Genomic DNA, 23,469 nt, shown 5'->3' on the forward strand with positions numbered 1-23,469 from the left:
GCTGCGGGAGGCGCACGGGGGCGCGGGGTCCGACGGGTCGGTGCGCCTTGGCGCGGTGCGCGCGCCCGGTGTCGCTGCCACCCGGACCCGATCAGCGCCCATACCTTCCCCGGTGGCAGGACCGCGCAGGCCATCGGTGGTGCGACAGCGGCGCGGGCCGGGCGTATCCGGGCGGCCGCGACCGCGGCACCGCCCGGCCGACGGCGGTTCCTGCGGTGACTCATCCGACTGACAAGGCAAGGCGGCAGTACATGGCTATGCGCAGTGGCGAACCGAGGGTCGACGTCAGCACCGATGCGTGGACGGACGCGGAGGGCGCCGACCAGTCGCAGGGCAGCGCGCCGGAAGCACTCCGGCAGGGAGTGCTGTTCACCCCCGCACTGCGGGCGGACACGGCCCGCAAGGTGAACAAGCCGAACACGGTGTGGCAGCTCACCGGCGCGTGGGAGTACGAGGGCGAGACGGCCACCGGCACCGCCGCCGTCTACTACGGCCTCGCCCCCGACGGCACGCCCCACGAGGGCCTCGTCAACCCGATGGTCTTCGCGGACGGGTTCAACTACGGCGAGAGCGAACTCGGTGATCTCTACGCCCACCTCGACGCGCCCTACAGCGCCGACGGCAAGCGGCTGCTCAGCCAGCTGCTCGCCGCGGGCGTGGACGTCATCCTGCTGGGCTTCAAGGAGCGCCACACCCACATCCAGGCCAACGCCGCCGTCGCGGTCAGCGCCATCCGCAAGGCCATCGCCGACCGGCAGCAAGGCGGCGCCCCCCTGATCGTGGGCGGCGTCAGCATGGGCGGACTCATCACCCGCTACGCGCTGACCTGGATGGAGAACGAGGGCGAGGACCACGAGAGCCGCATCTACCTGTCCTACGACTCCCCGCACAACGGGGCCTGGATCCCGATCGCGCTCCAGCAGCTGGCGTACTTCTTCGAGTCCGTCCCGGACCCCTCGGGCAAGCCGAAGCAGGCCGAGCTGATCAGGAGCGCCGCCGCCCAGCAGCTCCTGTGGGCCTGGGTACCGAACGCCAAGGACTCCGGCGCCGTCGCGACCTGGAGCGAGAAGCGCGTCCGGTTCCTCCAGGACCTGAAGGACATCGGATGGTTCCCGTCCAAGCCGGGCCTGCGCAGGATCGGCGTCGCCAACGGCACCGGCGACGGCACCCAGGGCCCGCTGCTGCCCGACGAGCTGGTCTTCGACTGGACGGCTCCGGGTATCGCCCGCGCGGTACTGCGCACCCAGCCGGCCTTCGGTCAGCTCCAGGAAGTCGTACGGATGTCGGCCCTGTTCCTCGGCTACCGTACGAGCCGCACCAGCGAGATCCCCCCGCTCGACGGCGCGCCCGGTGGCACCCTCGCCTCCTACGGCATGCTGGCCGACGCGCTCGGCGCCACGATCGACGAGCGCCACCGCTCCGGCTGCTTCGTGCCCTCGGTCAGCGCCGTCGCCCTCAAGTACGATCCCGTTACCTGGGACGTCGACCCCGCCACCCCCCTCGACGACCTTCCCGCCGGCCGCAGCGAGCTGGACGCCTTCCACTGCGACGACACCAACTCCGAGCACAGCCTCGTGACGGAGCGCCTCGCCGAGTGGATCCTCGCCGAACTCATCGGCTGACCGCACCGGCCGCAACCGGGCCCCCGCGCACGCAGCGCGAGGGCCCGTCGCGTCGACCATCTCGGTCCGCAGGGGCGCGTGTTCCGATCGGCGGCGCACCCCATAGGCTGAGCGCCGGGCCGACCCCAGGGACGGGGTCCCGGGGGGCGAGGAACAGGATGTCCACAGAACGTCACACAGCGGGGCTGCTCCAGCAGATCGCCCGTCAGCAGGACATCGTCGAGATCGCCCCCCAGGGCACCACGGCGAAGGCGGCCGCCCTGGCACTCGTGGCGGAGCACTACGGCTACACGTACGGCACGGCGTACAGGACCGGGTACAAGAACTCGCTCGTCCAGGTCCGGATGTACCGCGACCCGCGGCCCGAGGCGCGCGTCCGCGAGGCGGCCACCCTGACCGCCCACCCGCAGGCGGGCAACGGCGGGACAGTGCCCGGCCTGGAGCAGGGCTCGCTGACACCTCTCCCCGAGGCGGTCGGTGCCGCGGCCGTGCTGAAGGACCTCGTCACCTTCGACGTCATGGCCCTGTACATCGCCAACCGAAGCCAGAAGGTGACGGGCTACCTCGCCTGCGCGGTCCTGACCGCCCTCATGCTCTTGGACAAGTCGCCGGTCGAAGCGGTCGCCTCGGGCGGGGCGGTCGCGCTGCTCTTCACCGTGGCGTTCCAGGTGGGCACCATCCGCCGCAGGAAGATCGCCCGGCGGCTGACGGCCGCCGGCTTCCACGCGGTACGCGACGAACAGGGCAACCAGCGCTTCCTGCACCCCGGTCGGCAGCTGCCGGGCCACGCCAACCCGTACGCCGCCTGAAGCCTGCGGAAGGCACCCCGGCGCGTCGGGCACCGCGGGGTGGGAGGTGGGCTGTTCCGGTGGTCCGTCGAGCGGGTTCGGGGGAGGCTGCGCGCGTGTGCGGCGGTCTTCAGCGGTACGGGGGGATTCTGGGATCCGGTGCGGCGTGGCCGCCTCCACCGTCGTTCGAGCCCGGCCCGCCGGGAAGGTACGGAGACCGATGCCCCCGACCGTCACCCCCGAAGCCACCGCCGCTGCCCTCGTGCGCCGCCCCCAGCTGTGGCTCGTGCCCACGATCCTCACGGGGCTGCTGGCCCTGCTGCTCTCCCTCCTCTACATGGGCGGCATCGTCAACCCCAACGCGGAGCTGCGGGACCTCCCCATCGCCCTGGTCAACGAGGACACGGGCAAGCCGCCGCCCGGGGAGCGGCAGAACCTGGGTGCTCAGATCACCGCCTCCATCGCCGCCGACCCGGCGGGCGGCAAGGCGCAGTGGCGCGAGCTGACCCTCACCCAGGCGCGGGACCAGCTGGACTCCGGCAGGGTGTACGGCGCGCTGGTGGTCCCCGCCGGATTCACCGACGCCGTCACGGCGCTGCCCACGGCCGCGGCCACCCGCCTGCCGACGCTGACCGTGCTCACCAACCCCGGCAAGGGCAGCCTCGGCTCCTCGCTGGCCGGTCAGATCACGACGCAGGCCGCCCACCGCGCCTCCCGGGCGGTCGGCGAACAGCTCACGGCGGCCGCCGGCGCCTCCGCCACTCCCACCACGAAGCTGCTGCTCGCCGATCCGGTGGACGTGGTCACACAGGTCGGGCACCCGATCGGCACCCACAGCGGACTGGGCCTGACCGCCTTCTACTACACCCTGCTGCTGGTGCTGGCCGGATTCATGGGCGGCAACGTCATCAGCAACGGCGTGGACACCGCCCTCGGCTACGCCGACAACGAGATCGGCCCCTGGCACACGCGCCGCCCCACGGTTCCGATCAACAGGACGCAGACGCTGCTCCTGAAGATGCTGATGACAGCCGGCATCACGCTCGTCAGCACCACCCTGGTGATGGTGGCGTGCGTCGGCATCCTGGGGATGGACGCCTCCCACCTGCCGCTGCTGTGGGTGTACTCGTACTGCGCGGCGCTCGCCGTGGGGCTGGGCGTGCAGGCCATCAACGCCGCGTTCGGCGGCATCGGTCAGCTCGTGTCGATGTTCGTGTTCATCGTGCTGGGTCTGCCCTCGTCGGGCGCGACGGTCCCGCTGCAGGCCGTCCCGGCCTTCTACCGCTTCCTCTCGCACTTCGAACCGATGCGTCAGCTCAGCGACGGCGTACGGGCGATCCTCTACTTCGACGCGCGCGGCGACGCCGGCCTCACCCACTCCTGGCTCATGATCGCCCTCGGTACGGTCCTGGCGCTCCTCTTCGGCTTCGCGATGACCGCCTACTACGACCGCAAGGGCCTCAAGCGGCTCACCCCCCAGCCGGTACAGGGCTGACGGTCTCCCAGCGACGCACCCGGGGCTTGCCCATGGGGCCGCGCGGCGTGGCCGGTCTCAGTAGCGGGCCGCTGTCGGCGGGGTGGCGACGGCGTTCAGGCAGTGGTCGAGGAGTGCGTGCATGCGCGGAAGGGGGAGGGACGGGTTGGCCGCGGCGCCCTCCGCGGTGCGGGGGTCGGTGAGGAGGGTTTCCAGGGTCTCCGGTGTGAGGGCCGGGTTGGCGGCGGCTGCCCGGCGTACCGCGTCGTCGGGGTCGTCCAGCGGCGGTTCGGGGAGGGTGGGGTCGGCCGCGGCCAGGGCGCGTACCTCGGGGTCCGGGTGGCCGATGAGGTGGCTCCGGCCGGTGCGGGGGAACGCGGGCAGCGTCAGCAGGTGCGGACGGTGGGCCGGTCGGGTCACGAAGACGTCCAGCAGGAGGTGCGGCGGAGCCAGCGGGTGGTGGCAGGCCAGCCGGATCCGCACTTCCTCGTCGTCGTCCCGTGCCAGCGTCCCGACGAGCTCGGCGGGCAGGCCGGGCCAGCTCGCCGCCACCCGACGGAGCACCGGCTCCTCGGCCGCCGCGCAGGTGGCGTACCAGTCGGGGGACGGCTCGGTGGCCGGCTTCGTGATCGGGCAGGTGCAGTCGGGACCGTGATCGACGACCTTGCGGACCTCCTCGAATGCGGCCCAGGTACGGATGGAGGGCTGGAGGCGGGCACGCATCCGCACGTCCTCGTCCGGATCCTGCCTGAGCTCCGCCGCCGCCTCCGGTCCCAGGTCGGGCCGGGTGGCGACCAGCCTGCGGATCTCTGCGTCGGTGTGGCGGGCCAGCCGGGCGAGGGCGTCGGTCGGGGTATGGCGGTTGTGGGCCAGCGGGTGCACTTGGTCGGCCGCGAAGCACTGTTCGACGACCGCGGGTGACAGGGCACGGGTGCTGAGCACGAACCACGCGTTGCGTGGTTCGAGGGACGGCAGCTCGGCCTCCACCGCCTCGGGGTCCAGCTGCAGGCTGCCCCTCCTGGCTGCTGCCCGTACGGCGGGGTCGGAATCATCGAGCAGGGCAGCGCGCTGCGCGGGGGTGAGCGACTGCCACTGGAAGGCGGCGTGCAGACGGAGCGCGGGGTGGTCGTGACCGGCCATGTCCTGCGGGAAGGACAGAGGGACCTGCCGGGAGGACCAGAGCTCCCCGGCGATCTCCCCCTCGGTGACCCTGCCGTCCTCGCCCCCGTCCTGGGCGGTCAGGAAGGTGACGAGGATGTCGGCCGGCAGGGGCCGGACCCACCGGGGCTCGAACAGGCTGCGGGTGCCGCGGGCGAGATGCGCGCGGACGATTCCCGACGGATCCGATGCCAAGGGAGCGAGCCGTGCGGGGTCGACGTGCAGGTTGCGGGCGAGGGCGCGGCGGATCCGCTCGACGGGATGGCGCAGGGCCGTGTCGATGACGGCGTCGGGAAGGTCGCGGCCCTCGCACATCAGCAAGCCGGCCTCACCGGCCGCTTCGTCCAGGAGACGTATCAGCACGTCGGCGGGCGCCGCCGTGTTGAAGGCGACGCCGCGCAGCCACAGTTCGGAAAGGGAGTCGGACACCACGTCATCCTGCCACCGATGACGAGGAGCGGTCAGTGCGCGTGCCCCGCCGGCCCTGCGCGGTCAGCCGCCCGCGCGTCGCATGGGCGTGGCCACGTCCGGATCCGGCTGCGCGTGCGGGGGGCGGCGGACTGCGGACGTAAGCCTTTCGTCATCAGCGCCGACCTGGTGGCGCCCTGTTCCCGTCGCGTTCAATACGAACGACGCACCGACGAGGAGAGGCATCCGCAGTGACTGAGAAGAAGCGACGCAGCCGACTGTGGGGCGGGATCATCGTGGCGGCAACGCTGGTGCTGGGCGCCGGCCTGTACTGGTTCCAGCCGTGGAAGTTGTGGCAGGACGCGACCGTCCACGAGGCCCTCCCGGCGGTGTCCCCGTCCGCTGCCACACCCGGGCCCACCGGCTCACCCACGACCCCGGGGGCCACGAGCGCTCCGGCCGGCCCGACGACCCTGGCCCAGGGCACCCTGATCAGCCACGAGCACACCACCACGGGCACGGCGAAACTGATCCGCCTCCCCGACGGCTCGCGCACCCTCCGTCTGGAGAACCTCGACACCAGCAACGGCCCGGACCTGCGGGTCTGGCTCACCGACGCCCCGGTGAAGGAGGGTGCCGCCGGCTGGACCGTCTTCGACGACGGCAAATACGTGAGCCTGGGCAAGCTCAAGGGAAACAAGGGCGACCAGAACTACGAGATCCCGCCCGACGTCGACCTCGCGGGCTTCAGCAGCGTCACCATCTGGTGCGACCGCTTCGACGTCTCCTTCGGCGCGGCGGCCCTCACCTCGGCCTGACACCGCCCCCGACCGGGCCCCGACGGCGCACTCCTGGAGGGCGATCTTGTCGAGTCGAGCAGAGAATGACCCCGAGGGACATCCTCAGGCGATGCCGAACGCGCGGATCGACACTCCGAAGGTCGTGGGACATGGCACCCGTATCGCTGCGTACGAGGACTTCCGGCAGGCCCGGGTCAGGGCCCGCACCCCGATCCTGGCGGTGCGCCGGTCCCGCAGGACGCTCCGCGCCGTCTGCCGCACCGTATCCGGACCGGAAAGTGGGTGACGGGTGATGTCGGGCGAGTGGGCCGAACGCATCGCGGAGTTCATCGAGCCGCTACGCGTACGACCGGGTTCGCAGGTCCGCCTGGAGCGGGACTTCGACCCCCGCTTCAAGGCCGGCATGAAGAAGCGGGAGGGGGCCGAACTGCTGCGGACGGGGGTGTCCTTGCTCGCCGAGTACCAGCAGCGGCTGGCGGCCCAGGGCACGTACGGCGTCCTGCTCTGTCTCCAGGCGATCGACGCCGGGGGCAAGGACGGGACGATCCGGCACGTGATGAGCGGCGTCAACCCCCAGGGTGTCCGGGTCAGCAGCTTCAAGGTGCCCTCCTCCGAGGAACTGGCCCACGACTACCTGTGGCGTTACGTCCGGCGGCTGCCCGAGCGCGGCGAGATCGCGATCTTCAACCGCTCGCACTACGAGGAGGTCCTCGTCGTCCGGGTCCACCCCGAACTTCTCCTGCGCCAGAAACTGCCGGAGGGCCTGCTCGGGGAGGACATCTGGGACCGCCGGTACCGGGAGATCAACCGTTGGGAGCGCTACCTCACGGACAACGGGTTCAAGGTGGTGAAGATCTTCCTGAACCTGTCCAAGGAGGAGCAGCGCCTGCGCTTCCTGAAGCGGATCGACCTGCCGGAGAAGAACTGGAAGTTCTCCGCCGCCGACATCCGGGAGCGGCGCCGGTGGGACGACTACCAGGACGCGTTCTCCAGGATGCTGTCCGCCACGAGCACGCGTTGGGCCCCCTGGTACGTCGTACCGGCGGACCGGAAGTGGTTCGCGCGGATCTGCGCGGCGGCGGTCCTCGCGCACACCCTGATGGAGATCGACCCGCAGTACCCCGAGATGGCGCAGGAGGAGCGCAAGGACCTCCTCGTCATGAAACGGAGGCTGGAGCGGGAGGCCCCTGCCGGAGCCCCGGCCGATCCCTACGCAGCCCGGCAGGAGAAGAAACCGGGCAGCTAGCGCGGGTAGAGCGGGGAGATGCTCGCCCAGTACCGGTCGAGGTGCGCGTCCGCCGCCTTCAGCGTCTGATCGCCTGTCAGGTCGAGGAAGGCGGCGTGCAGACTGACCACACGGTCGTGACCCGAGCCGGCGCCGTGCCCGTGGTCGCGTCGGGTGCGGGTGAACCACCACCGTCCCGCGAGGACGCCGGCGGTGACGGCAGCGGCGGCCAGGACGTGCCGACCGGGATGCCCGGCCATGGCTTCCTCCAGGAAAGGAGCGTTGTCGGTGAGGGAGGCGTCGGGCGGTGCCGGCCGGTCCGGGGAAGGGGGCCGGCACCGCGGCCGATCAGCCCGGCCAGGTGCCCGTCACACGCCGAATCGTCACGGCCCCCGACCGTTCGACCGAGGCCTTGACCACGGCGAAGATCGCCCCCTGGATGGCCGCGGCGAGCAGGATCTGCTTCCAGGTCCGGTCCTCGTCAGTGGCGTCGGGAGCATCACCCTCGCCCTCGACGAGCTTCCACGCCTGCTTGAACGCGGCGCCCGCGATCACACCGCTGAGGGCGCCCAGGGCCAGCCCGACGGGCTTGTAGGCGATCGTAGATGCCTTCATCGGCGACCTCCCCGACCACGGCGGATCAGCAGGAAGACGACTACGACCGCTCCGGCCACCAGGAGCGGGGTGCGGTTGGCGCGTGCGGCCGTCACTGCCTGATCGGCCTTCTCCAGGAGCGGGTCGGGGGTCTTGGCCTTCACCAGCTGGACGGCGTGCCCCGCCGTTTCGCGGATCTGTTCCGAGACCAGCGCTGCCTTCTCGGCCGCCTGGTCCTTGACCGCGGCCGCCTTCTCCTTGGCCTGGGCCTTGACGTCGGCCTTCGCGGCGAGGGCTTCGACGGTCTGGCCGAGCTCGTCGCGGGTGCGCTCGACCTGTTCGCGCAGTTCGGCGGAGCCGGGGCCGGCAGGGGTGGGGGCGGGGGTGCCGATGTTGGTTCGGGCGTCGTCGTTCATCGGTGTGCCTTCTCCTTGATCTCGGCCAGGTCGGCCTTGACGCTGTCGATGGTCTGCTCGGGAGCCGGGGAACCGGCCCGAGCGATCTGCTTCTTTCCGGCCAGGGCGGTCCCGCCCGCCACGATCGCCAGGACGGCGGTGAGGACGAGGGCGGAGGCCCACACCGGCAGCACGAGCGCGAGGGCGGCGATACAGGTGGCCACCAGGGCCTGGAGCGCGAGGAGGCCGGTGACTCCCGCGGTCCCGAAGAGTCCACCGCCCTTCCCGTAGCGCTTGCCCTTCTGGGCCATCTCCGCCCGGGCCAGTCGCATCTCCTCGCGTACCAGCTCGGAGATCTGCTGCGAGGCGCGTGAAACCAGGACGCCCACGGAGGCGTCAGCGGCGTCGGGCTGCCGCTCTACCGTGCTCATGTCGGGAACACCTTGCCTTTCTTCATCTGCCGGAACGGGTGACACGTCTGCCCGGCTGCTCCGCACAGCCCCGGCCGCGTCCCGGATGGGGGCCTCGGCGCTGCGCTCGACCGAGTCGATGCCGTTCCGGTTCACGGGTGGCCGTGTCGTCGTCACGGCGCGCCTACCCCGCAACCGCGCCCGCACCCGCGCGCCAACCAGCCTTGTACGAAAGGTGACTCGGCGGCAGCCCGCAGGCGATGGGTCAGTGCTCCGTCCGGCGGCGGTCGCCCTCGCTCCACGCACGGGTGTCGCGGGGCTCGACGTAGGGCTCCTCGTCCTCGGGCAGTCCGCCGGCGATCGCGCGCTGTCGGGCCATTTCCGCGTCGAACTCCAGCCCGAGGAGGATCGCGAGGTTGGTGATCCACAGCCACACAAGGAAGACGATCACCCCGGCGAGGGTGCCGTAGGTCTTGTTGTAGGAGGCGAAGTTCGCGACGTAGAACGCGAAGGCCGCCGAGGCGGCCATCCAGATCGCCAGCGCCAGGAAGCTGCCCGGCGTCACCCACTTGAAGCCGCGGCCTTTCGCGTTCGGGGCGGCCCAGTAGAGAATCGCGATCATGATCGTGACGAGGAGGACCAGCACCGGCCACTTCGCGATCGACCACACGGTCAGGGCGGTGTCCCCGATCCCCAGGGCGGTGCCCGCCTGCCGGGCGAGAGAGCCGGAGAAGACGACGATGAGCGCGCTGGCACAGGCGAGGACCATCAGGGTGACGGTGAGGGCCAGGCGCAGCGGGAGGACCTTCCAGACGGGGCGGCCCTCCGGCATGTCGTAGACGGCGTTCGATGTGCGGATGAACGCGGCGATGTAGCCGGACGCCGACCACACGGCGACGACGAGGCCGACGACCGCCAGGAGCGAACCGACGCCGGACTGGCCCTGGAGCTGCTGCACGGCGTCGGTGATCACGTCCCGCGCCGAACCGGGTGCCAGTTTCTGCAGGTTTTCCAGGACCTGCCGGGTGGCGGACTCCCCCGCGAGGCCCAGCAGGGACACCAGCACGAGCAGGGCGGGGAAGAGGGCGAGGACTCCGTAGTAGGTCAGCGCTGCCGCCCGGTCGGCGAGCTCGTCGTCCTTGAACTCCTTCACGGTGCCGCGCAGCACGGCCTTCCACGAGCGTTCGCGCAGCTCGGTGGGCCGGTCGGGGGCCCGCTCCTCCACCTGCGGGTCCGGGCCCGCCGGCTTCTCGGGGCGGGTGTCCCCGCGGTCGTCGTATCCGCCCGGTCCTGGCTTCGGTGTGCGTGTCATACCCTGCGGCTTTCCACCACGGCGCCACTCATGTCCGCGAAGGCGCACGAGAAACCGGGCCTTGCCTGGAGGGACGTCTGGATCGCCCACGTCTCGGTGGGGGCGGCTGCCGCACCTGCCCGAGGCGCGACACCACGGCGGGGAGCCGGCGGGGCCGGGGCGTCGCCGGTGCCGGCTGCTACAGCCAGCCGTTGCGGCGGAAGGCCCGGTAGAGGGCGCCTGCCGCGATCGCCATGAGAACGAGGGCCGACGGGTAGCCGTAGGTCCAGCGGAGTTCCGGCATGTGTTCGAAGTTCATGCCGTAGACGCCGGCCACCATCGTGGGGATCGCGAAGATCGCCGCCCAAGCGGAGATGCGTCGCATGTCGTCGTTCTGCCAGGTACCCACGCGGGCCTGCTGCGCGCCGAGGACGGAGTCCAGCAGTTCGTCCAGGGTCCGCACCTCGGTGTCGGTTCGGTGCAGGTGATCGGCGACGTCACGGATGTACGGGGCGATCTTCGGCAGGTGGTCCTTCTCGCCGGGGTCGCCGGACAGGAGGCCTTGGACCACCGGCACGAGCGGCTGCACGGCGTCACGGAACTCGCGGACCTCGCGCTTGAGGGAGTAGATGCTCTCGGTGTGGTCGACGCGGGACGTCGAGAACACCTCGTCTTCGAGCCGGTTGAGCGTGGCGCGCACCCTTCGGGCTGCGTCGCTGTACGCGTCGACGGCGACGTCCAGCACGGCGTGCAGTACGGCCCTGGGGCCGTGGCGCAGCATGTCCGGATCGGCGTCCAGCCGACGGGCGGCCTCGCCACAGGGATCGATCGCTCCATGGCTCACGGTGAGGACGCTGCGGGGTCCAACGAAGATCATGACGTCGCCGGTCTCCACCGCCGTTTCCTCCTCCACATACCGGAGGGTCTTCAGTGCGACGGCCAGGACGTCACCGAAGCGCTCGCGCTTCGGACGCTGTCGCCCGTGGAGGGCGTCCTCGACGGCCAGCGGGTGGAGGCCCAGTTCCGCGGCCAGCTCCACCAGTTCACCTTCCGAGGGGCCTGCCAGCCGGACCCAGGCGAACTCGCCTTCGCTCAGGCTCCGCAGCCGCTTGAGGGCAGACTGGCAGGCATCGTCCGGCAGCTCGCACTCCACGTGCTCCGCCCGGCCCGAGCCCTGGTCGTAAATGAGGCATTCCATCTCCCGCGCATGCTTCACCCGCTTCATTTCATGCGCCCACAGACGGCTCTCGTCTTGCGTTCGCCGCTGGCGGCGGGCAGGCGGGAACGGGCTCACCGCACCGGCGGCACGGTGGGCCCGTTCTCGTCGTTCCCGCCTCCGGCCGGTCAGGCAGCCGGCGGGAACCTGTCCCAGGCCCGGTGCTCGGCCAGGGCTGCCGCAACCGTGCCCACGACCGCCGTACCGTCCTCCTCCAGGGCGATACCCGGGTCGTCGGCTGTGATGCCTGCGGTCTGGAGGAGCTGCTCCGCGCCGTTCCAGCCGCCGATGGCCTTGCCGTGTCGGTACGCCTCGGTGACGAGCAGGAGCACGCGCGGGTCGGGGGCCTGGGGCGGCTGCGCCGTGCCGGCCTTGGCGTCGCGGGCGCCGTACGCGTCCGCTCCGGCCTGGGGGGCACCGGCGAGCAGGACGGCATCGAATTCCGTGGAGCGGGCGGTGGCGTAGGTCCGCTGGACGGTGATCGGATCGCCGTCCGGGCCGAGGGTGCCGCCCGTCGGGGCGATGACGAGGGGCACCATACCTGCGTCCAGGATGGCTTGCCGGGCGGCCCGTACGCCGTCCAGGTCGGCTTCGGCGTCGGCGATGATGCCGATGACGCGGCCGTCGACCGGCCAGGTCCCGCCCATCTGGGAGAGGGCCGGGCTGGGGTCGGGCTCGGCGAGCGGCTCGGTGGCCGCGGGGGCCGGCAGACCGAGTCCGGTGGCGACCTGTTCGCACAGCTGCGGGTCGATGTTCGCGAGGACCTGGAGGGCGCGCTCCTTGATGGCCTGTTCGTAGCACTTGTTCAGCTCGAAGGTGTACGCGGCGATGATGTGCTCGCGCTCGGCCGCCGTCATGCTGAGCCAGAACAACCGCGGTTGGGTGAAGTGGTCCGAGAACGAGGCCGGCGCTTCACGGACCTTGCTCGCCGCCGGGATCTTCACCGGCGTTTCGATGAAGGCGCCCGTGTCGGCTCCGGCGAAGAAGGGGCAGCCGCCGTCGAGGCTGTTGGGGTGATAGGGGGCGACCCCGGTGTGGACGGCGCTCTGGTGCATGCCGTCGCGCAGCATGTCATTGACGGGGGCCTGCGGCCGGTTGATCGGGATCTGGCCGAAATTGGGGCCGCCGAGGCGGCTGATCTGCGTGTCGAGGTACGAGAAGAGCCGGCCGGCCAGCAGCGGGTCGTCGGTGACGTCGATGCCGGGAACCAAATGTCCGGGATGGAAGGCGACTTGCTCGGTCTCGGCGAAGTAGTTCTTGGTGTTGGCGTTCAGGGTCATGAGCCCGATCGGCTGGACCGGGGCGAGCTCCTCCGGGACGATCTTCGTCGGGTCGAGGAGATCGATGCCTTCGAAGGTCTGGTCGTCGGTGTCGGGGAAGACCTGGATGCCCAGTTCCCACTGCGGGAAGGCGCCGGCCTCGATGGCGTCGAAGAGGTCCCGGCGGTGGAAGTCCGGGTCCATCCCGTTGATCAGCTGCGCTTCCTCCCAGACCAGGGAGTGCACGCCCAGCTTGGGCTTCCAGTGGAACTTCACCAGCACGCTCTCGTCGGCCGCGTTGACCAGGCGGAACGTGTGGACGCCGAAGCCCTCCATCATCCGGTACGACCTGGGGATCCCGCGGTCGGACATGTTCCACAGCGTGTGGTGCGTGGCCTCGGTGTGGAGCGAGACGAAGTCCCAGAAGGTGTCGTGCGCGCTCTGCGCCTGCGGGATCTCCCGGTCGGGATGCGGCTTGCCGGCGTGGATGATGTCGGGGAACTTGACGGCGTCCTGGATGAAGAACACCGGGATGTTGTTCCCGACCAGGTCGAAGGTGCCTTCCTCGGTGTAGAACTTCGTCGCGAAGCCCCGTGTGTCGCGCACCGTGTCGGCCGAACCACGCGAGCCGAGGACCGTGGAGAACCGGACGAACACCGGAGTCTCCACGTCCCTCGCCAGGAAGGCGGCACGCGTCACTTCGCCTGCGGTTCCGTAGCCCCGGAAGACTCCGTGAGCGGCGGCGCCGCGCGCATGCACCACGCGTTCCGGGATGCGCTCGTGGTCGAAGTGCGTGATCTTCTCGCGCAGATGGTGGTCCTGGAGAAGGACCGGCCCACGCGGTCCGGCCTTCAGTGAGTGGTCGGTGTCGTAGAGCCGTGCCCCTTGGGCGGTGGTGAGGTAGGCGCCGCTCTGCGCCATGCGCGCCTGATCCGCGCCGGTGGGCTGCCCGGTGGGGCTCACGGTCTCCGGCCCTTCCTGGTCCGCTTTCGGCGGGAGGGGTTCGGAGGGCTGCGTCGGCTCGGCCACGGTCGGGGAGACCGGTCCCGGCTTGCCCGGCACGCCGTTCCCTTCCGGCTCCGACGTGGCAGGGCTGTGCTTCGTGGTCATCTCGCGTGTCTCCAAAAAGTGGGCTGCTGAACGGTTGAGCCATGACCGGGGAGCACCCGCTCCCCAACTCCGGCCGGGTGCTTCAGGGTGTGAAGAGGATCTTGACGGCGCCGTCCTGCTTCTTCTGGAACATCGCGTACGCGTCCGGCGCCTGCTCCAGGGGCAACCGGTGCGTGGCGAAGTCCTCGACGCCGAGGGGGTCTGCGTCGGTGAGCAGGGGGAGGATGTCGTCGACCCAGCGCCGGACGTTGGCCTGACCCATGCGCAACGTGAGCTGCTTGTCGAACATGGTCAGCAGGGGCAGCGGATCGGCTGCACCCCCGTAGACCCCGGACACCGAGATCGTCCCGCCGCGGCGGACGAGGTCGATGGCGGTGTAGAGCGCGGACAGCCGGTCGATTCCCGCGCGCTTCATCATGGCCGCGGCCAGGGCGTCCGGCAGGAGGGTGGTGATCCCCTGCGCGGCGGCGGCGATGCGGCTGCCGTGGGCCTCCATCCCGACGGCGTCGATGACGGCGTCGGGGCCCCGCCCTCCCGTGAGCGAGCGGACGGCGTCCGCCAGGCCCTCGCCGTACTGCCGGAGGTCCAGGGTGTGGACACCTCGCCGGCGCGCCCGCTCCAGGCGTTCGGGGACGAGGTCGATGCCGATGACCGTACCGGCGCCGCGGTGGGCGGCGATACGGCAGCTCATGTCCCCGATGGGGCCCAGGCCCAGGACGGCGACACTGCCACCCTGCGGGACGGCCGCGTACTCGACGGCCTGCCAGGCCGTGGGCAGCACGTCCGACAGGTAGACGAAGCGGTCGTCGGGAGGCCCGTCCGGGACCCGGATCGGGAGCGAGTTGCCGAAGGGGACGCGCAGGTACTGGGCCTGCCCGCCCGGGACCTGACCGTAGAGCTTCGTGTAGCCGAAGAGCGACGCGCCGGTGCCGTGCTCGTGGACCTGTGTCGTCTCGCACTGGGACTGCAGCCCCTGGTCGCACATGAAGCACGACCCGCACGAGATGTTGAAGGGGACCACCACCCGGTCGCCCGGCTTCAGGGAGGTGACGTCCGGTCCCACCTCCTCCACGATGCCCATGGGCTCGTGGCCCAGGATGTCGCCGGGGTCGAGAAAGGCACCGAGGACCTCGTAGAGGTGCAGGTCCGAGCCGCAGAGGCCAGTGGTCGTGATCTTGACGATCACGTCGTCGCGGTCGCGGATCGTGGGGTCGGGCACGGTGTCGACGCGTACGTCCCGCTTGCCGTGCCAGGTGAGTGCCCGCATGACACCTCCTTGCAGACTGTGCTGCTTCGCTTGTCGCTTCCTGCTGTGGCGTGCCCCCACCGTGCGCGTGCCCTGTGCCGGGCGCGCGAACCGGACTGTGGCCCTTCCGTTCCGGCGTGGCCGCGTCGGTACGGTGAGTGACCGACGGGAGCGACGGCGCAGCCCGGGTCAGGCCTCAATGTCTCGTCATGGGGCCACGCTAGGGCTCCGGAGGGGAAAGCCGCGTGAGGCTCACGCTCAGGCTGCCCGAACGGCACACCCGTCCACCGGGGCCCGTCCGCGGGTGCGCCCGATGGGGTGCTGCCGGTGGTCGGCGAGCTGGGGCCGACGCCCAGCCCGCAGTCCCGCCGGTCACTCCTCGCGGAGCACGCGGACGCTCGTGACCTCCGTGTCGACGGCGTCCGGTACGACCATCCCCGCCTCCACCCCGGTCCGCAGGTAGCGCAGAACGTCCTTGGTGAGGCGCTCGCCGGGCACGGCCGCCGGGATGCCGGGCGGGTACGGGGTCAGCATCTCGGCCGCTATCCGGCCGTCCGCCTCCTGCCAGGGCACCTGCTCCGTCCGGCCGAAGAAGGCGTCGCGGGGCAGCACCGCCTGCTCCAGCCTGAGACTCGACGGCGGCGGGACCTCCACGGGCTGTCCGGTCCGGAGCTCCGCGGCGTGCGCGGCCAGGTCGGTCAGGGCCGTCAGGAGCACCTCGACCGTGTCGGCGTCGTCGGCGTGGGTGAGTTGTGCGCTGATGCGGCGGTGGTCGGCGATGTGGAGGTTGATGCGGTGCTTGTCCCGCAGCCAGTCGGCGGCGCGGTAGCCGGTGACCTCCCATGCGCTGATGTCGATGATGATCTGGAGGGGGTCCATGTCCGCCGCCCGGCCCGGGCCGCAGAAGTCCTCGCGGCCGTGCACGTGCATACCGTCGATGCGGGAAATCCGCTCGCGGGTCTTCTGGGCGAGGGCGAGTGCGTGGTCGTAGAGCGCCTCGCCCTGCTCGACCATCTGCCGGCGCCAGCCGTCCAGCGCCGCGTAGACGAGGCACGAGGGGCTGGTGGTCCCCAACAGGTCCTCACGGCTCTTGAGCACCTCCGGTGCGACCAGATCCCCCTGGAGGTGGAAGACGGAGCTCTGTTCGAGTCCGGAGCCCATCTTGTGCACGGAGGTGACACAGACGTCGGCGCCGGCGTCCATGGCCCAGGTGGGCAGGTCCGGGTGGAAGGGCAGGTGGGCGCCCCATGCCTCGTCGACGATCAGGGGTCGACCCCGGCGGTGGCAGACCTCGGCGATGGCGGACAGGTCCGAGCAGGTGCCGTAGGGGGTCGGTGTGGTCACGAGTGCGCCGCGGGCGTCGGGATGCTCGGCGAAGGCCGCCTCGAACGCCTCGGCGGTCGGCGGATGAGCGAGGTGGCGTTCCCCGTCCCACTGCGGATCCACCCAGACGGGCCGTATGCCGGAGAGGATCAGGCCTGACACCAGGGATTTGTGCGCGTCCCGGCCGACCAGCAGCTTCTCGTGCGGTCCGGCGACCGAGAGCATGGCCGACTTCACCGACAGGGAACTGCCGCAGGTGGAGAAGAACGCATGGTCCGCTCCGACGGCGTCCGCCATCAGCGCCTGCGCTTCCTCCAGGACGCCGTGGGATGACGTACGGTCGTCCAGGCCGCTGGTGGCGAGGACATCGGAACGGAACACCGCTTCCCCGAGCACGGCCCGCACCCTCGGGTCGGCCCCCCGCCCCTGCTTGTGCCCCGGGGGCGTGAACGGGGTCTGCCCGCTTTCGTGGTAGGCGGCCAACGCATCGAGTACCGGCGCTTTCGACTGGTCCATGTCTCGCGCCTGCCCCGAGACCGGAGGCGAAAACGAACATCGTCACGGGGTCGGACGGAGATGCCGCTCCAGCCAGTCCGCGGCAGTGCGCCGGTAGAGACGCCGGTTGTCCGCCCGCAGGAATTCGTGGCCCTCGTTGCGCAGCGTCAGCTGTCGCGCCGGCACCCCGCGGTCGCGTGCCGCGCGGACGAACTGCTCCGACTCCGTCGGCGGAACGTTGGTGTCGTGCTCCCCGTGGACGGCCAGCACCGGGGCGCGGAGTTGATCGACGCGGCTCATCGGGGACAGGGAGCGCAGCAGTTCCCGGTCGTGTTCGGGGTGCCCGTACTTGGCGGCGGCGGACTGCGCGATCCACGGCTCGGTTCCGGCGAAGAAGGTGTCGAAGTCCGACATGCCGCAGACCGCCACCCCGGCGCGGAAGAGGTCCGGATGCCACACGAGAGAGGCCATCGTGAGGTAGCCGCCGTAGGAGCGGCCCATCACCCCCAGCCTCAGGGGGTCGGCGTAGCCGAGCGAGACCACATGGGCCGCGCAGTCCGCGACGTCGTCGATCGCCGCGAACCGGCCGGCGCCGAGGTCGGCGTCCACGAAGGAGCGGCCCCAGCCGGACGAGCCGCGGACATCGGGGGCGAACACGTCCAGGCCCCTGCCGAGGAGTTCGTGGTAGAGCGGATTGAACACGGGTCGTTCCTGTTCCTCCGGTCCGCCGTGGAGGTGGATGACGCACGGGGCCGGGCGGCCCGGGTCCTGCTCCGGCGCCCGGTAGTACCAGCCGCCGAGTACGAGCCCGTCCCGGGCCTCACACCGCAGGGGCACCGGGCGTACGGGAGGCCGCCCCGGCGGGACCGCGTCCTCGTCCCGTGCGGACCAGCCGGTGCGCGAGGGGACGAGGGCCTCGTCCAGTTCCCAGATGCCGGGCCTGCGCCGGGATCCCGAGAGGGCTGCGAACAGCCCGCCGCGCTCCACGGGCGCGATCCGGGTCACCACCTCGTGGGGCAGGACGGGATGGTGGCGCGGTCCGATGGCACCGTCCGCACGGTCGGGGGTGAGCCCGACGCTCTCCAGCTCGGTGGCGCCGTGCGCGTTCCAGGCGAGCACGGCCCACTGGCCGTGGTGGGGCACGCTCAGCAGATCGAGGGCGGAACCCTCCCGCTCGGCGGCGACGGACACTCCCCCGGACTTCCCCTCCTCGTCCAGACGCACCTTCAGCAGGGCCGCGAACTCCCGTTCCGCGTCGCTGCGCAGCCAGAGCGTCCGCGCGTCGGCCGAGAACCGGCCGATCCAGGGATCGCCGTCGGCGACGTGCAGGCCGAAGGTGGTGCGGCCCGCAGCGATGTCGAGTACGAGGGCCTCCCGACGCCCGCGCGGACCGCGGCGGACGAGTGCGAAGCGGCCGTCCGCACTCACGTCGCACACCCGGAGGGAGGCAGCTCCCTCCTCGCTGAACAGCAGAACCGGTGCGGTGGCCCCGTCCGGGTCGACCAGATAGGCCGCCAGCCCGCCGCTGCGGACCGGGCCGAGGGCGGGGCCGTCGCGTTCGGACGGCGCCGCTCCCCGTGTCAGACCGCCGGCCGGCGACGCACCTTCCGTTTCCGACGGCAGGTGTCCCGGGCCGGCGTGCTCCGAGCGCACCGGCGACGGATGGGCCACCGTGACGGCGAGGGCGGTGCCGTCTCGCGTCCAGCACCCGAGGTGAGCCGAACTCCCCGGCTCCGCGCCCGCGAGCACCTGGCGTCCGGTCCCGTCCGGGCGCACTACCAGAACCCGGGTGTGCTCCCCGCCCCCCGGCGCCGAGGTGTAGGCGATCCAGCGTCCGTCCGGCGACCAGGACACCTCGGTCACCGGGTCGGGGTCGCCGTCCAGCACGTGCACCTCCGCCCCCCGGGCGGGCCCGCTCCACAGCTGGGGCACCCCGGCCCGGTCGCAGATGAACGCCACGTGCCCGCCCGTCGGGTCGGCGGACGGGTACCAGCATCCGTGGGCGGCCAGGACGGTCGGCGGGTCGACGCCCCGGTGGGCGGGCATCGCCACCGGCGTCGGGGCCGACGCCGGAGCCGGTACCGGTACCGGGTCCGGCGGGCGAGCTCCGGCACCGGGGGGAGCGGCTGCCACACCGGGAGTTCCGTGCGCGTGCCTCAGGGGATTCGTGTGCTCCAGGGGCATGGGCCGCCTCTCCCGGGCTTCCGCTTCAGGCGGCGCCGTTCAGTTGATTCCGTGCGTCTGTAGCCAGATCTCCAACGACGCCACCTGCCAGAGGGTGTTGGCCCCGCGTTGGGTGCGATGGCGGTTGGGCGCCTCGAGCAACTCGTGGACCAGACGCTGGTCGAAGATGCCGCGCCGGCGTGCTTCCGGGGCCGTGAGGGCGTGGCGGACGCGGGCGAGCACGGGCTCGGCCATGTGGCGGACGGCAGGCACGGGGAAGTAGCCCTTCGGTCGGTCGACGACTTCGAGGGGGAGGATCTTGCGTCCGATGTCCTTGAGCACGGCCTTGCCGCCCTGTGCGAGTTTGAGCTGCGGAGGGCAGGCCGCGGCCAGTTCGACGAGCTCGTGGTCCAGGAAGGGCACCCTGGCCTCCAGGCCCCAGGCCATCGTCATGTTGTCGACCCGCTTGACCGGGTCGTCGGGCATGAGTGCGTGGACGTCCATGCGCAGGGTCGCGTCGAGGGCGGTCGTGGCCCCCGGCGCGGCCATGTGCGCCCGGACGAACTCCGTCGAGGCGTCGTGGTCGGCGGTGAAGCCGGGGTGCACCATGGCGGTGAGTTCGGCGTGCGTCCGGTCGAAGTACGCGTCCGTGTACGCGCCCTGGGCATCCGCCCGGGCGGCCGAGGCGATCTGCGGGTACCAGTGGTAGCCGGCGAACACCTCGTCCGCGCCCTGTCCGCAGAGGACGACCTTGACCTCCTTGGAGACGTGTTCCGACAGCATGTGGAACGCGACCGCGTCGTGGCTGACCATCGGCTCGCTCATGGCGCCGATCGCGGCGTCCAGCGCGGACGGCAGGCGGTCGGACGGGATCATGAGCTGGTGGTGGTCGGTGGAGAACCGTCGCGCGATCAGGTCCGAATACCGGAACTCGTCCCCGTCCTCGCCGTTCTCCGCCTCGAAGCCCATCGCGAAGGTCGCGATGTCCTCCTGCCCCGCCTCGGCGAGCAGCGCCACGATCAGGCTGGAGTCCAGCCCGCCGGACAGGAGCACGCCCACGGGGACGTCCGCGACCGTCCGCCGCCGCACCGCCGTGCGCAGCGCGTCGTGCACCGCCTCCTGCCAGAGCGCCGGGTCCTCGCCGAGTTCGGAGTGCCGGGTGTACGACGGCTGCCAGTAGCAGTGATCACGGTGCGTGCCGTCCCGCTCGACGACACGGACGGTGGCCGGCGGGAGCTTCCGTACGCCCCTCAGGACGGTGCGGGGCGCCGGGACCGTGCCGTGCCAGCTCAGGTACTGGTGCAGTGCCACCGGGTCGAGGGACGTGTCGACGCCTCCGCCCGCCAGAAGCGCGGGCAGGGAGGAGGCGAAGCGCAGCCGGTCGCCGTCCTGCGTGAGGTAGAGGGGCTTGATCCCCAACCGGTCACGCCCGAGGACGACACGGCCGGTGTGGTGCTCGACCACGGCGAAGGCGAACATGCCGATCAGGGACTCGACGCACTCCGGGCCCCACTCGGCGTAGGCCTTGACGACCACCTCGGTGTCGGAGCGGGAGAAGAAGCGGTGCCCCAGCCCTTCCAGGCGATCCCGCAGCTCGCGGTAGTTGTAGACGCAACCGTTGAAGACCGCGGTGAGTCCCAGCTCCGCATCGGTCATGGGCTGGGAGCCCCGCTCCGAAAGATCGATGATCTTCAGGCGTCTGTGCCCGAGCGCCACAGCGCCCTGCGACCACATCCCTCTGCCGTCCGGCCCCCGCGCCTCCAACGCGTCGGTCATGCGTTCGACAGCGGCCAGGTCTGGTCGTCGGCTGTCGAAACGCACCTCCCCGCTCAACCCGCACACGGGGAACCCCCCACAGCCACGGCGCCCCGGGGGCTGCGCCTCCGGAGGGCCTCGCTCTTCGCGGAGCATCTGGTCACGTACGCCATCACTACACTCCCGTGCCACTTCGACCGACGATGGGAAAGTCGGCCGAACAGACGATCTACATGGGAGGCGCCTGCCCACCCGCGCGCCCCTTAAGCGGTCGCTCTCCCTCGCCGCCCCTCGACGTGCGGGCCGCGCCCATCGGCTCGGGCGTGCGGCGTGGTGGAGGAAGGCTCGGGTGGCGTCGCGCGCCGATCTCGTGTGCCGCCCACTGCGGGGACGGACGGCCCCGCCGCAGGCACGGAAGTGCCGTACCGGCCCGACGGGGGGCCGGTACGGCACGGGCGGACTATCCCGCCGTGCTGCTCGAGGTCCGACCGGCCTGTGCCGCCGGCTCCGGGTCGTACGCGTCACCGAGCCATGCCGTGTGCAGCCGCTCCCGCGCCGCGGCCAGCGCCGCGTCTATGTCACGTGTCCCGGTCGACACGCACAGCGTGTAGATCACGTCCTCCATCTGCTGTCGTACAGGCTCGTGGGGGCCCGCAGCAGCCCGCAGCTCCGACTCCCTCTCGTACTCCTCCACCAGACGTGTCAGCACCGCGGGGTGGGTCATCAGCACGATCGCTCCTTCACACACGTCCCAGTCACGGTCAGCCGGCGGCCGCCGACGCGTCGCCTGCCCCGGCACCGGCATCCCATGCGTCACAGTCGCCGTCGCGAAACCCTCGGTGACGACCGGCGGTTCCCTGCGGTGCGGCTCGGTCCGCGCCGGGATCGGTCGGCGGAAGTCCGGCCAGGGCTGCGGCCCGAGCGGTCGGCCGCGGGACGGGACCGAGCCATTCGCAGAACAGCACGGTGGCGTCGTCCTGGAGCTGGCCGTCGTGGTGCTCGAGGACGGCGCGTACGAGGCGGCGCAGGGTTTCGGGGACGGGCAGGCCGGCAGCATGGTGGCGGATGAGGAAGTCGGTGAAGCGACGCAGGCCGAATTCCTCGTTGTCGGCCCGACGGGCCTCGGTGATGCCGTCCGTGTAGAGCACCAGACGGTCGCCGGGTTCCAACTGGTCCCGGCACAGGAGTACGGGAAGGCCGAGGGCGGTGCCCATGGGGTGGGCGGGCGGGCAGTCCAGCAAGGTGATCCAGCGGCCGCCGCGGATGACCACCGGGGGGTGATGGCCCCGATTGACCCACGTCAGGGCGCCGGTGCGGGTATCGAGGTCGGCGAGGATACCGGTGGCGTAGCGGGTCCGACCGTACTGTTCGAGCAGAACCTCCTCGATCCTCTCGCTCGTCTTCACCAGCCCGGCACCCGCGCGCCGCGCATTGCGGCAGGCGCCCATCGCCAGGTTGGCGGTCAGTCCGGCGGCCGTGTCGTGCCCCATCGCGTCGAACAGCGACAGGTGCACCACGTGTCCGGCGATCGCGTAGTCGTACGCGTCGCCGCTGATCCTGTAAGCCGGCTCCATCGCCGCGGAGATCATCACGCGGCCGTCCGCGTACGTGCGCGGCGGCATCAGGTGCCACTGCATCTCGGCCGCGACTGCGAGCGGCTTGACACGCGTCAACCGTGCGTAGGAGTCACTGCTGCGCCGCTTGCTGTCGATGAGCAGGGCGAGCAGGGCGGACAGCAGCTCCATGTCCTCCAGGGCCCGCTGATCGCCGTGGACGGTGGTGATGCGCAGGACGCCCAGGCGTTCGGTACCGTCCAGCAGCGGCACCCACCAGTGGCTCCCCACCCCACCCGTCTCGGCGCCGGCCACGATCTGCCCGTACTGGAAGGCGCGGCCCGCCACGGTGCCCTCGATCCTCAGCTCCGTCTCCTCCCCCGCCGCCCCCTGCCCGGCGTCCGAGCCCTCCCCGGTCAGCAGACGCAGCACCTCGCCCTGAAGATCGACCGCGTAGATCAGTACCTGGGTGAATCCGACCCCGGCCGCGTGTTCGGCCGCCTTCGCCGGCAGGAGTTCCAACGGCATCAGGTGGCTCGCCGCGAGCAGGCTTGCCAGCATGCGCCGCCCTTGTGTGTCCCGGTCCCGGTCGTCCACCGCATCACCCTTGGTCCTCGCCTCGTGCCGGCGGACTGCCGATGCCGATGCGCAGGTGCCCGCACCTCCACTCTCCTCCTGCGCAGCTCGGAGGGACACGCCGGCCGTAGCCATCGGGGGGACGCCGCCCGCGGCCCGCAACGCTCCGGCCGAAGCCGCGGCGCACGTTTGAAAGCGCGACCCGCGTGAAGAAGCGACGTGACCCCGACCTCAACGCACGAGCAGGAGACGCATCATGGGCATCATCGCGTGGATTCTCATCGGTCTGTTCGCCGGCCTCATCGCCAAGGCGATCATGCCGGGCAAGGACCCGGGCGGCATCATCATCACCATGCTCATCGGCATCGCCGGAGGCCTCCTCGGCGGCTGGCTCGGCAAGGTCGTCTTCGGTGTCGATTCCATCGACGGCTTCTTCGACCTCTCCACCTGGATCGCCGCCATCATCGGCTCCGTCATCCTCCTGGCCCTGTACCGCCTGACCCTCGGCGGCCGGCGCTCTCACCGGCACGCCTGATTGCGGCCGCGGCTGCGGAGCACCGTTCGTACCGCGTGCGCAGGGCCGTCAGGCCCGCGTGCGCGGGGCCGAC

Annotated in this window: 20 protein-coding genes; 6 read left to right on the forward strand and 14 right to left on the reverse strand. The window is 71.4% G+C overall.

Annotated elements, in window-relative coordinates; genetic code table 11:
- The first annotated feature begins 251 nt into the window (after window positions 1-251).
- From ACFYP3_RS06235 to ACFYP3_RS06245, 3 genes are all read left to right on the forward strand, one after another.
- Window positions 252-1,622 (forward strand): hypothetical protein, encoded by a 1,371-nt coding sequence (locus ACFYP3_RS06235; RefSeq protein ID WP_388827537.1) that lies wholly within the window; start codon window positions 252-254, stop codon window positions 1,620-1,622.
- Between the two features lie 158 nt (window positions 1,623-1,780).
- On the forward strand, window positions 1,781-2,431 hold the full coding sequence (locus tag ACFYP3_RS06240) for a hypothetical protein (protein WP_388827540.1): 651 nt from the start codon (window positions 1,781-1,783) through the stop codon (window positions 2,429-2,431).
- A gap of 199 nt (window positions 2,432-2,630) precedes the next feature.
- A complete protein-coding gene (locus tag ACFYP3_RS06245) occupies window positions 2,631-3,905 on the forward strand; it encodes a YhgE/Pip domain-containing protein (protein ID WP_388827543.1) in 1,275 nt (424 codons plus the stop codon).
- A gap of 57 nt (window positions 3,906-3,962) precedes the next feature.
- Here ACFYP3_RS06245 and ACFYP3_RS06250 read toward each other — a convergent pair whose 3' ends face one another.
- Window positions 3,963-5,471, reverse strand: coding sequence for a hypothetical protein (locus tag ACFYP3_RS06250; RefSeq protein WP_388827546.1), 1,509 nt, complete (start codon window positions 5,469-5,471; stop codon window positions 3,963-3,965).
- Between the two features lie 230 nt (window positions 5,472-5,701).
- Here ACFYP3_RS06250 and ACFYP3_RS06255 point away from each other — a divergent pair, with 230 nt between their 5' ends.
- Window positions 5,702-6,268: a DM13 domain-containing protein gene (locus ACFYP3_RS06255; protein ID WP_388827549.1), complete on the forward strand. Its 567-nt coding sequence runs from the start codon at window positions 5,702-5,704 to the stop codon at window positions 6,266-6,268.
- A 274-nt stretch (window positions 6,269-6,542) separates the two neighbouring features.
- A complete protein-coding gene (locus ACFYP3_RS06260) occupies window positions 6,543-7,496 on the forward strand; it encodes a polyphosphate kinase 2 family protein (protein ID WP_388827552.1) in 954 nt (317 codons plus the stop codon).
- Here the strand turns inward: ACFYP3_RS06260 and ACFYP3_RS06265 are convergent.
- The 13 genes from ACFYP3_RS06265 to ACFYP3_RS06325 all read right to left on the reverse strand — a co-directional run bounded on the left by ACFYP3_RS06265 (window position 7,493) and on the right by ACFYP3_RS06325 (window position 22,846).
- Window positions 7,493-7,735: a hypothetical protein gene (locus ACFYP3_RS06265; protein WP_388827555.1), complete on the reverse strand. Its 243-nt coding sequence runs from the start codon at window positions 7,733-7,735 to the stop codon at window positions 7,493-7,495. The two genes, ACFYP3_RS06260 and ACFYP3_RS06265, sit on opposite strands and share 4 nt — an antisense overlap.
- Before the next feature lie 88 nt (window positions 7,736-7,823).
- Window positions 7,824-8,090 (reverse strand): DUF4235 domain-containing protein, encoded by a 267-nt coding sequence (locus ACFYP3_RS06270; protein WP_388827558.1) that lies wholly within the window; start codon window positions 8,088-8,090, stop codon window positions 7,824-7,826.
- On the reverse strand, window positions 8,087-8,485 hold the full coding sequence (locus tag ACFYP3_RS06275; RefSeq protein WP_388827561.1) for a DUF3618 domain-containing protein: 399 nt from the start codon (window positions 8,483-8,485) through the stop codon (window positions 8,087-8,089). Before ACFYP3_RS06275 ends, ACFYP3_RS06270 begins: the two co-directional genes overlap by 4 nt.
- Complete coding sequence (locus ACFYP3_RS06280) at window positions 8,482-8,895, reverse strand: phage holin family protein (protein WP_388827564.1); 414 nt, start codon at window positions 8,893-8,895, stop codon at window positions 8,482-8,484. The genes ACFYP3_RS06275 and ACFYP3_RS06280 overlap by 4 nt, the downstream gene beginning before the upstream one ends.
- 244 nt (window positions 8,896-9,139) lie before the next feature.
- Window positions 9,140-10,186, reverse strand: a complete 1,047-nt coding sequence (locus ACFYP3_RS06285; protein ID WP_388827567.1) for a YihY/virulence factor BrkB family protein — start codon at window positions 10,184-10,186, stop codon at window positions 9,140-9,142.
- 178 nt (window positions 10,187-10,364) lie between these two features.
- Window positions 10,365-11,363 carry a magnesium and cobalt transport protein CorA gene (locus ACFYP3_RS06290; protein WP_388827570.1) on the reverse strand — a complete coding sequence of 333 codons (999 nt, stop codon included), beginning with the start codon at window positions 11,361-11,363 and terminating at the stop codon, window positions 10,365-10,367.
- A gap of 146 nt (window positions 11,364-11,509) precedes the next feature.
- Window positions 11,510-13,750: a catalase gene (locus ACFYP3_RS06295; RefSeq protein WP_388827573.1), complete on the reverse strand. Its 2,241-nt coding sequence runs from the start codon at window positions 13,748-13,750 to the stop codon at window positions 11,510-11,512.
- An 82-nt stretch (window positions 13,751-13,832) separates the two neighbouring features.
- Window positions 13,833-15,017 (reverse strand): zinc-dependent alcohol dehydrogenase, encoded by a 1,185-nt coding sequence (locus ACFYP3_RS06300; RefSeq protein ID WP_388827576.1) that lies wholly within the window; start codon window positions 15,015-15,017, stop codon window positions 13,833-13,835.
- A 351-nt stretch (window positions 15,018-15,368) separates the two neighbouring features.
- Window positions 15,369-16,835, reverse strand: coding sequence for an aminotransferase class I/II-fold pyridoxal phosphate-dependent enzyme (locus ACFYP3_RS06305; RefSeq protein WP_388827579.1), 1,467 nt, complete (start codon window positions 16,833-16,835; stop codon window positions 15,369-15,371).
- Window positions 16,836-16,877: 42 nt separating this feature from the next.
- Complete coding sequence (locus tag ACFYP3_RS06310; RefSeq protein ID WP_388827583.1) at window positions 16,878-18,998, reverse strand: S9 family peptidase; 2,121 nt, start codon at window positions 18,996-18,998, stop codon at window positions 16,878-16,880.
- A gap of 39 nt (window positions 18,999-19,037) precedes the next feature.
- Complete coding sequence (locus ACFYP3_RS06315) at window positions 19,038-20,819, reverse strand: N-acetylglutaminylglutamine amidotransferase (RefSeq protein WP_388827585.1); 1,782 nt, start codon at window positions 20,817-20,819, stop codon at window positions 19,038-19,040.
- A 373-nt stretch (window positions 20,820-21,192) separates the two neighbouring features.
- Complete coding sequence (locus ACFYP3_RS06320; protein ID WP_388827667.1) at window positions 21,193-21,456, reverse strand: DUF5133 domain-containing protein; 264 nt, start codon at window positions 21,454-21,456, stop codon at window positions 21,193-21,195.
- A 37-nt stretch (window positions 21,457-21,493) separates the two neighbouring features.
- Window positions 21,494-22,846 (reverse strand): PP2C family protein-serine/threonine phosphatase, encoded by a 1,353-nt coding sequence (locus tag ACFYP3_RS06325; RefSeq protein WP_388827588.1) that lies wholly within the window; start codon window positions 22,844-22,846, stop codon window positions 21,494-21,496.
- Between the two features lie 271 nt (window positions 22,847-23,117).
- On the opposite strand from ACFYP3_RS06325, the gene ACFYP3_RS06330 reads away from it, so the two are divergent.
- A complete protein-coding gene (locus ACFYP3_RS06330; protein ID WP_388827591.1) occupies window positions 23,118-23,396 on the forward strand; it encodes a GlsB/YeaQ/YmgE family stress response membrane protein in 279 nt (92 codons plus the stop codon).
- The last annotated feature ends 73 nt before the right edge of the window (window positions 23,397-23,469 follow it).

The sequence above is a fragment of the Streptomyces sp. NPDC005533 genome (genome assembly GCF_042871845.1).
Classification (GTDB): Bacteria; Actinomycetota; Actinomycetes; order Streptomycetales; family Streptomycetaceae; genus Streptomyces.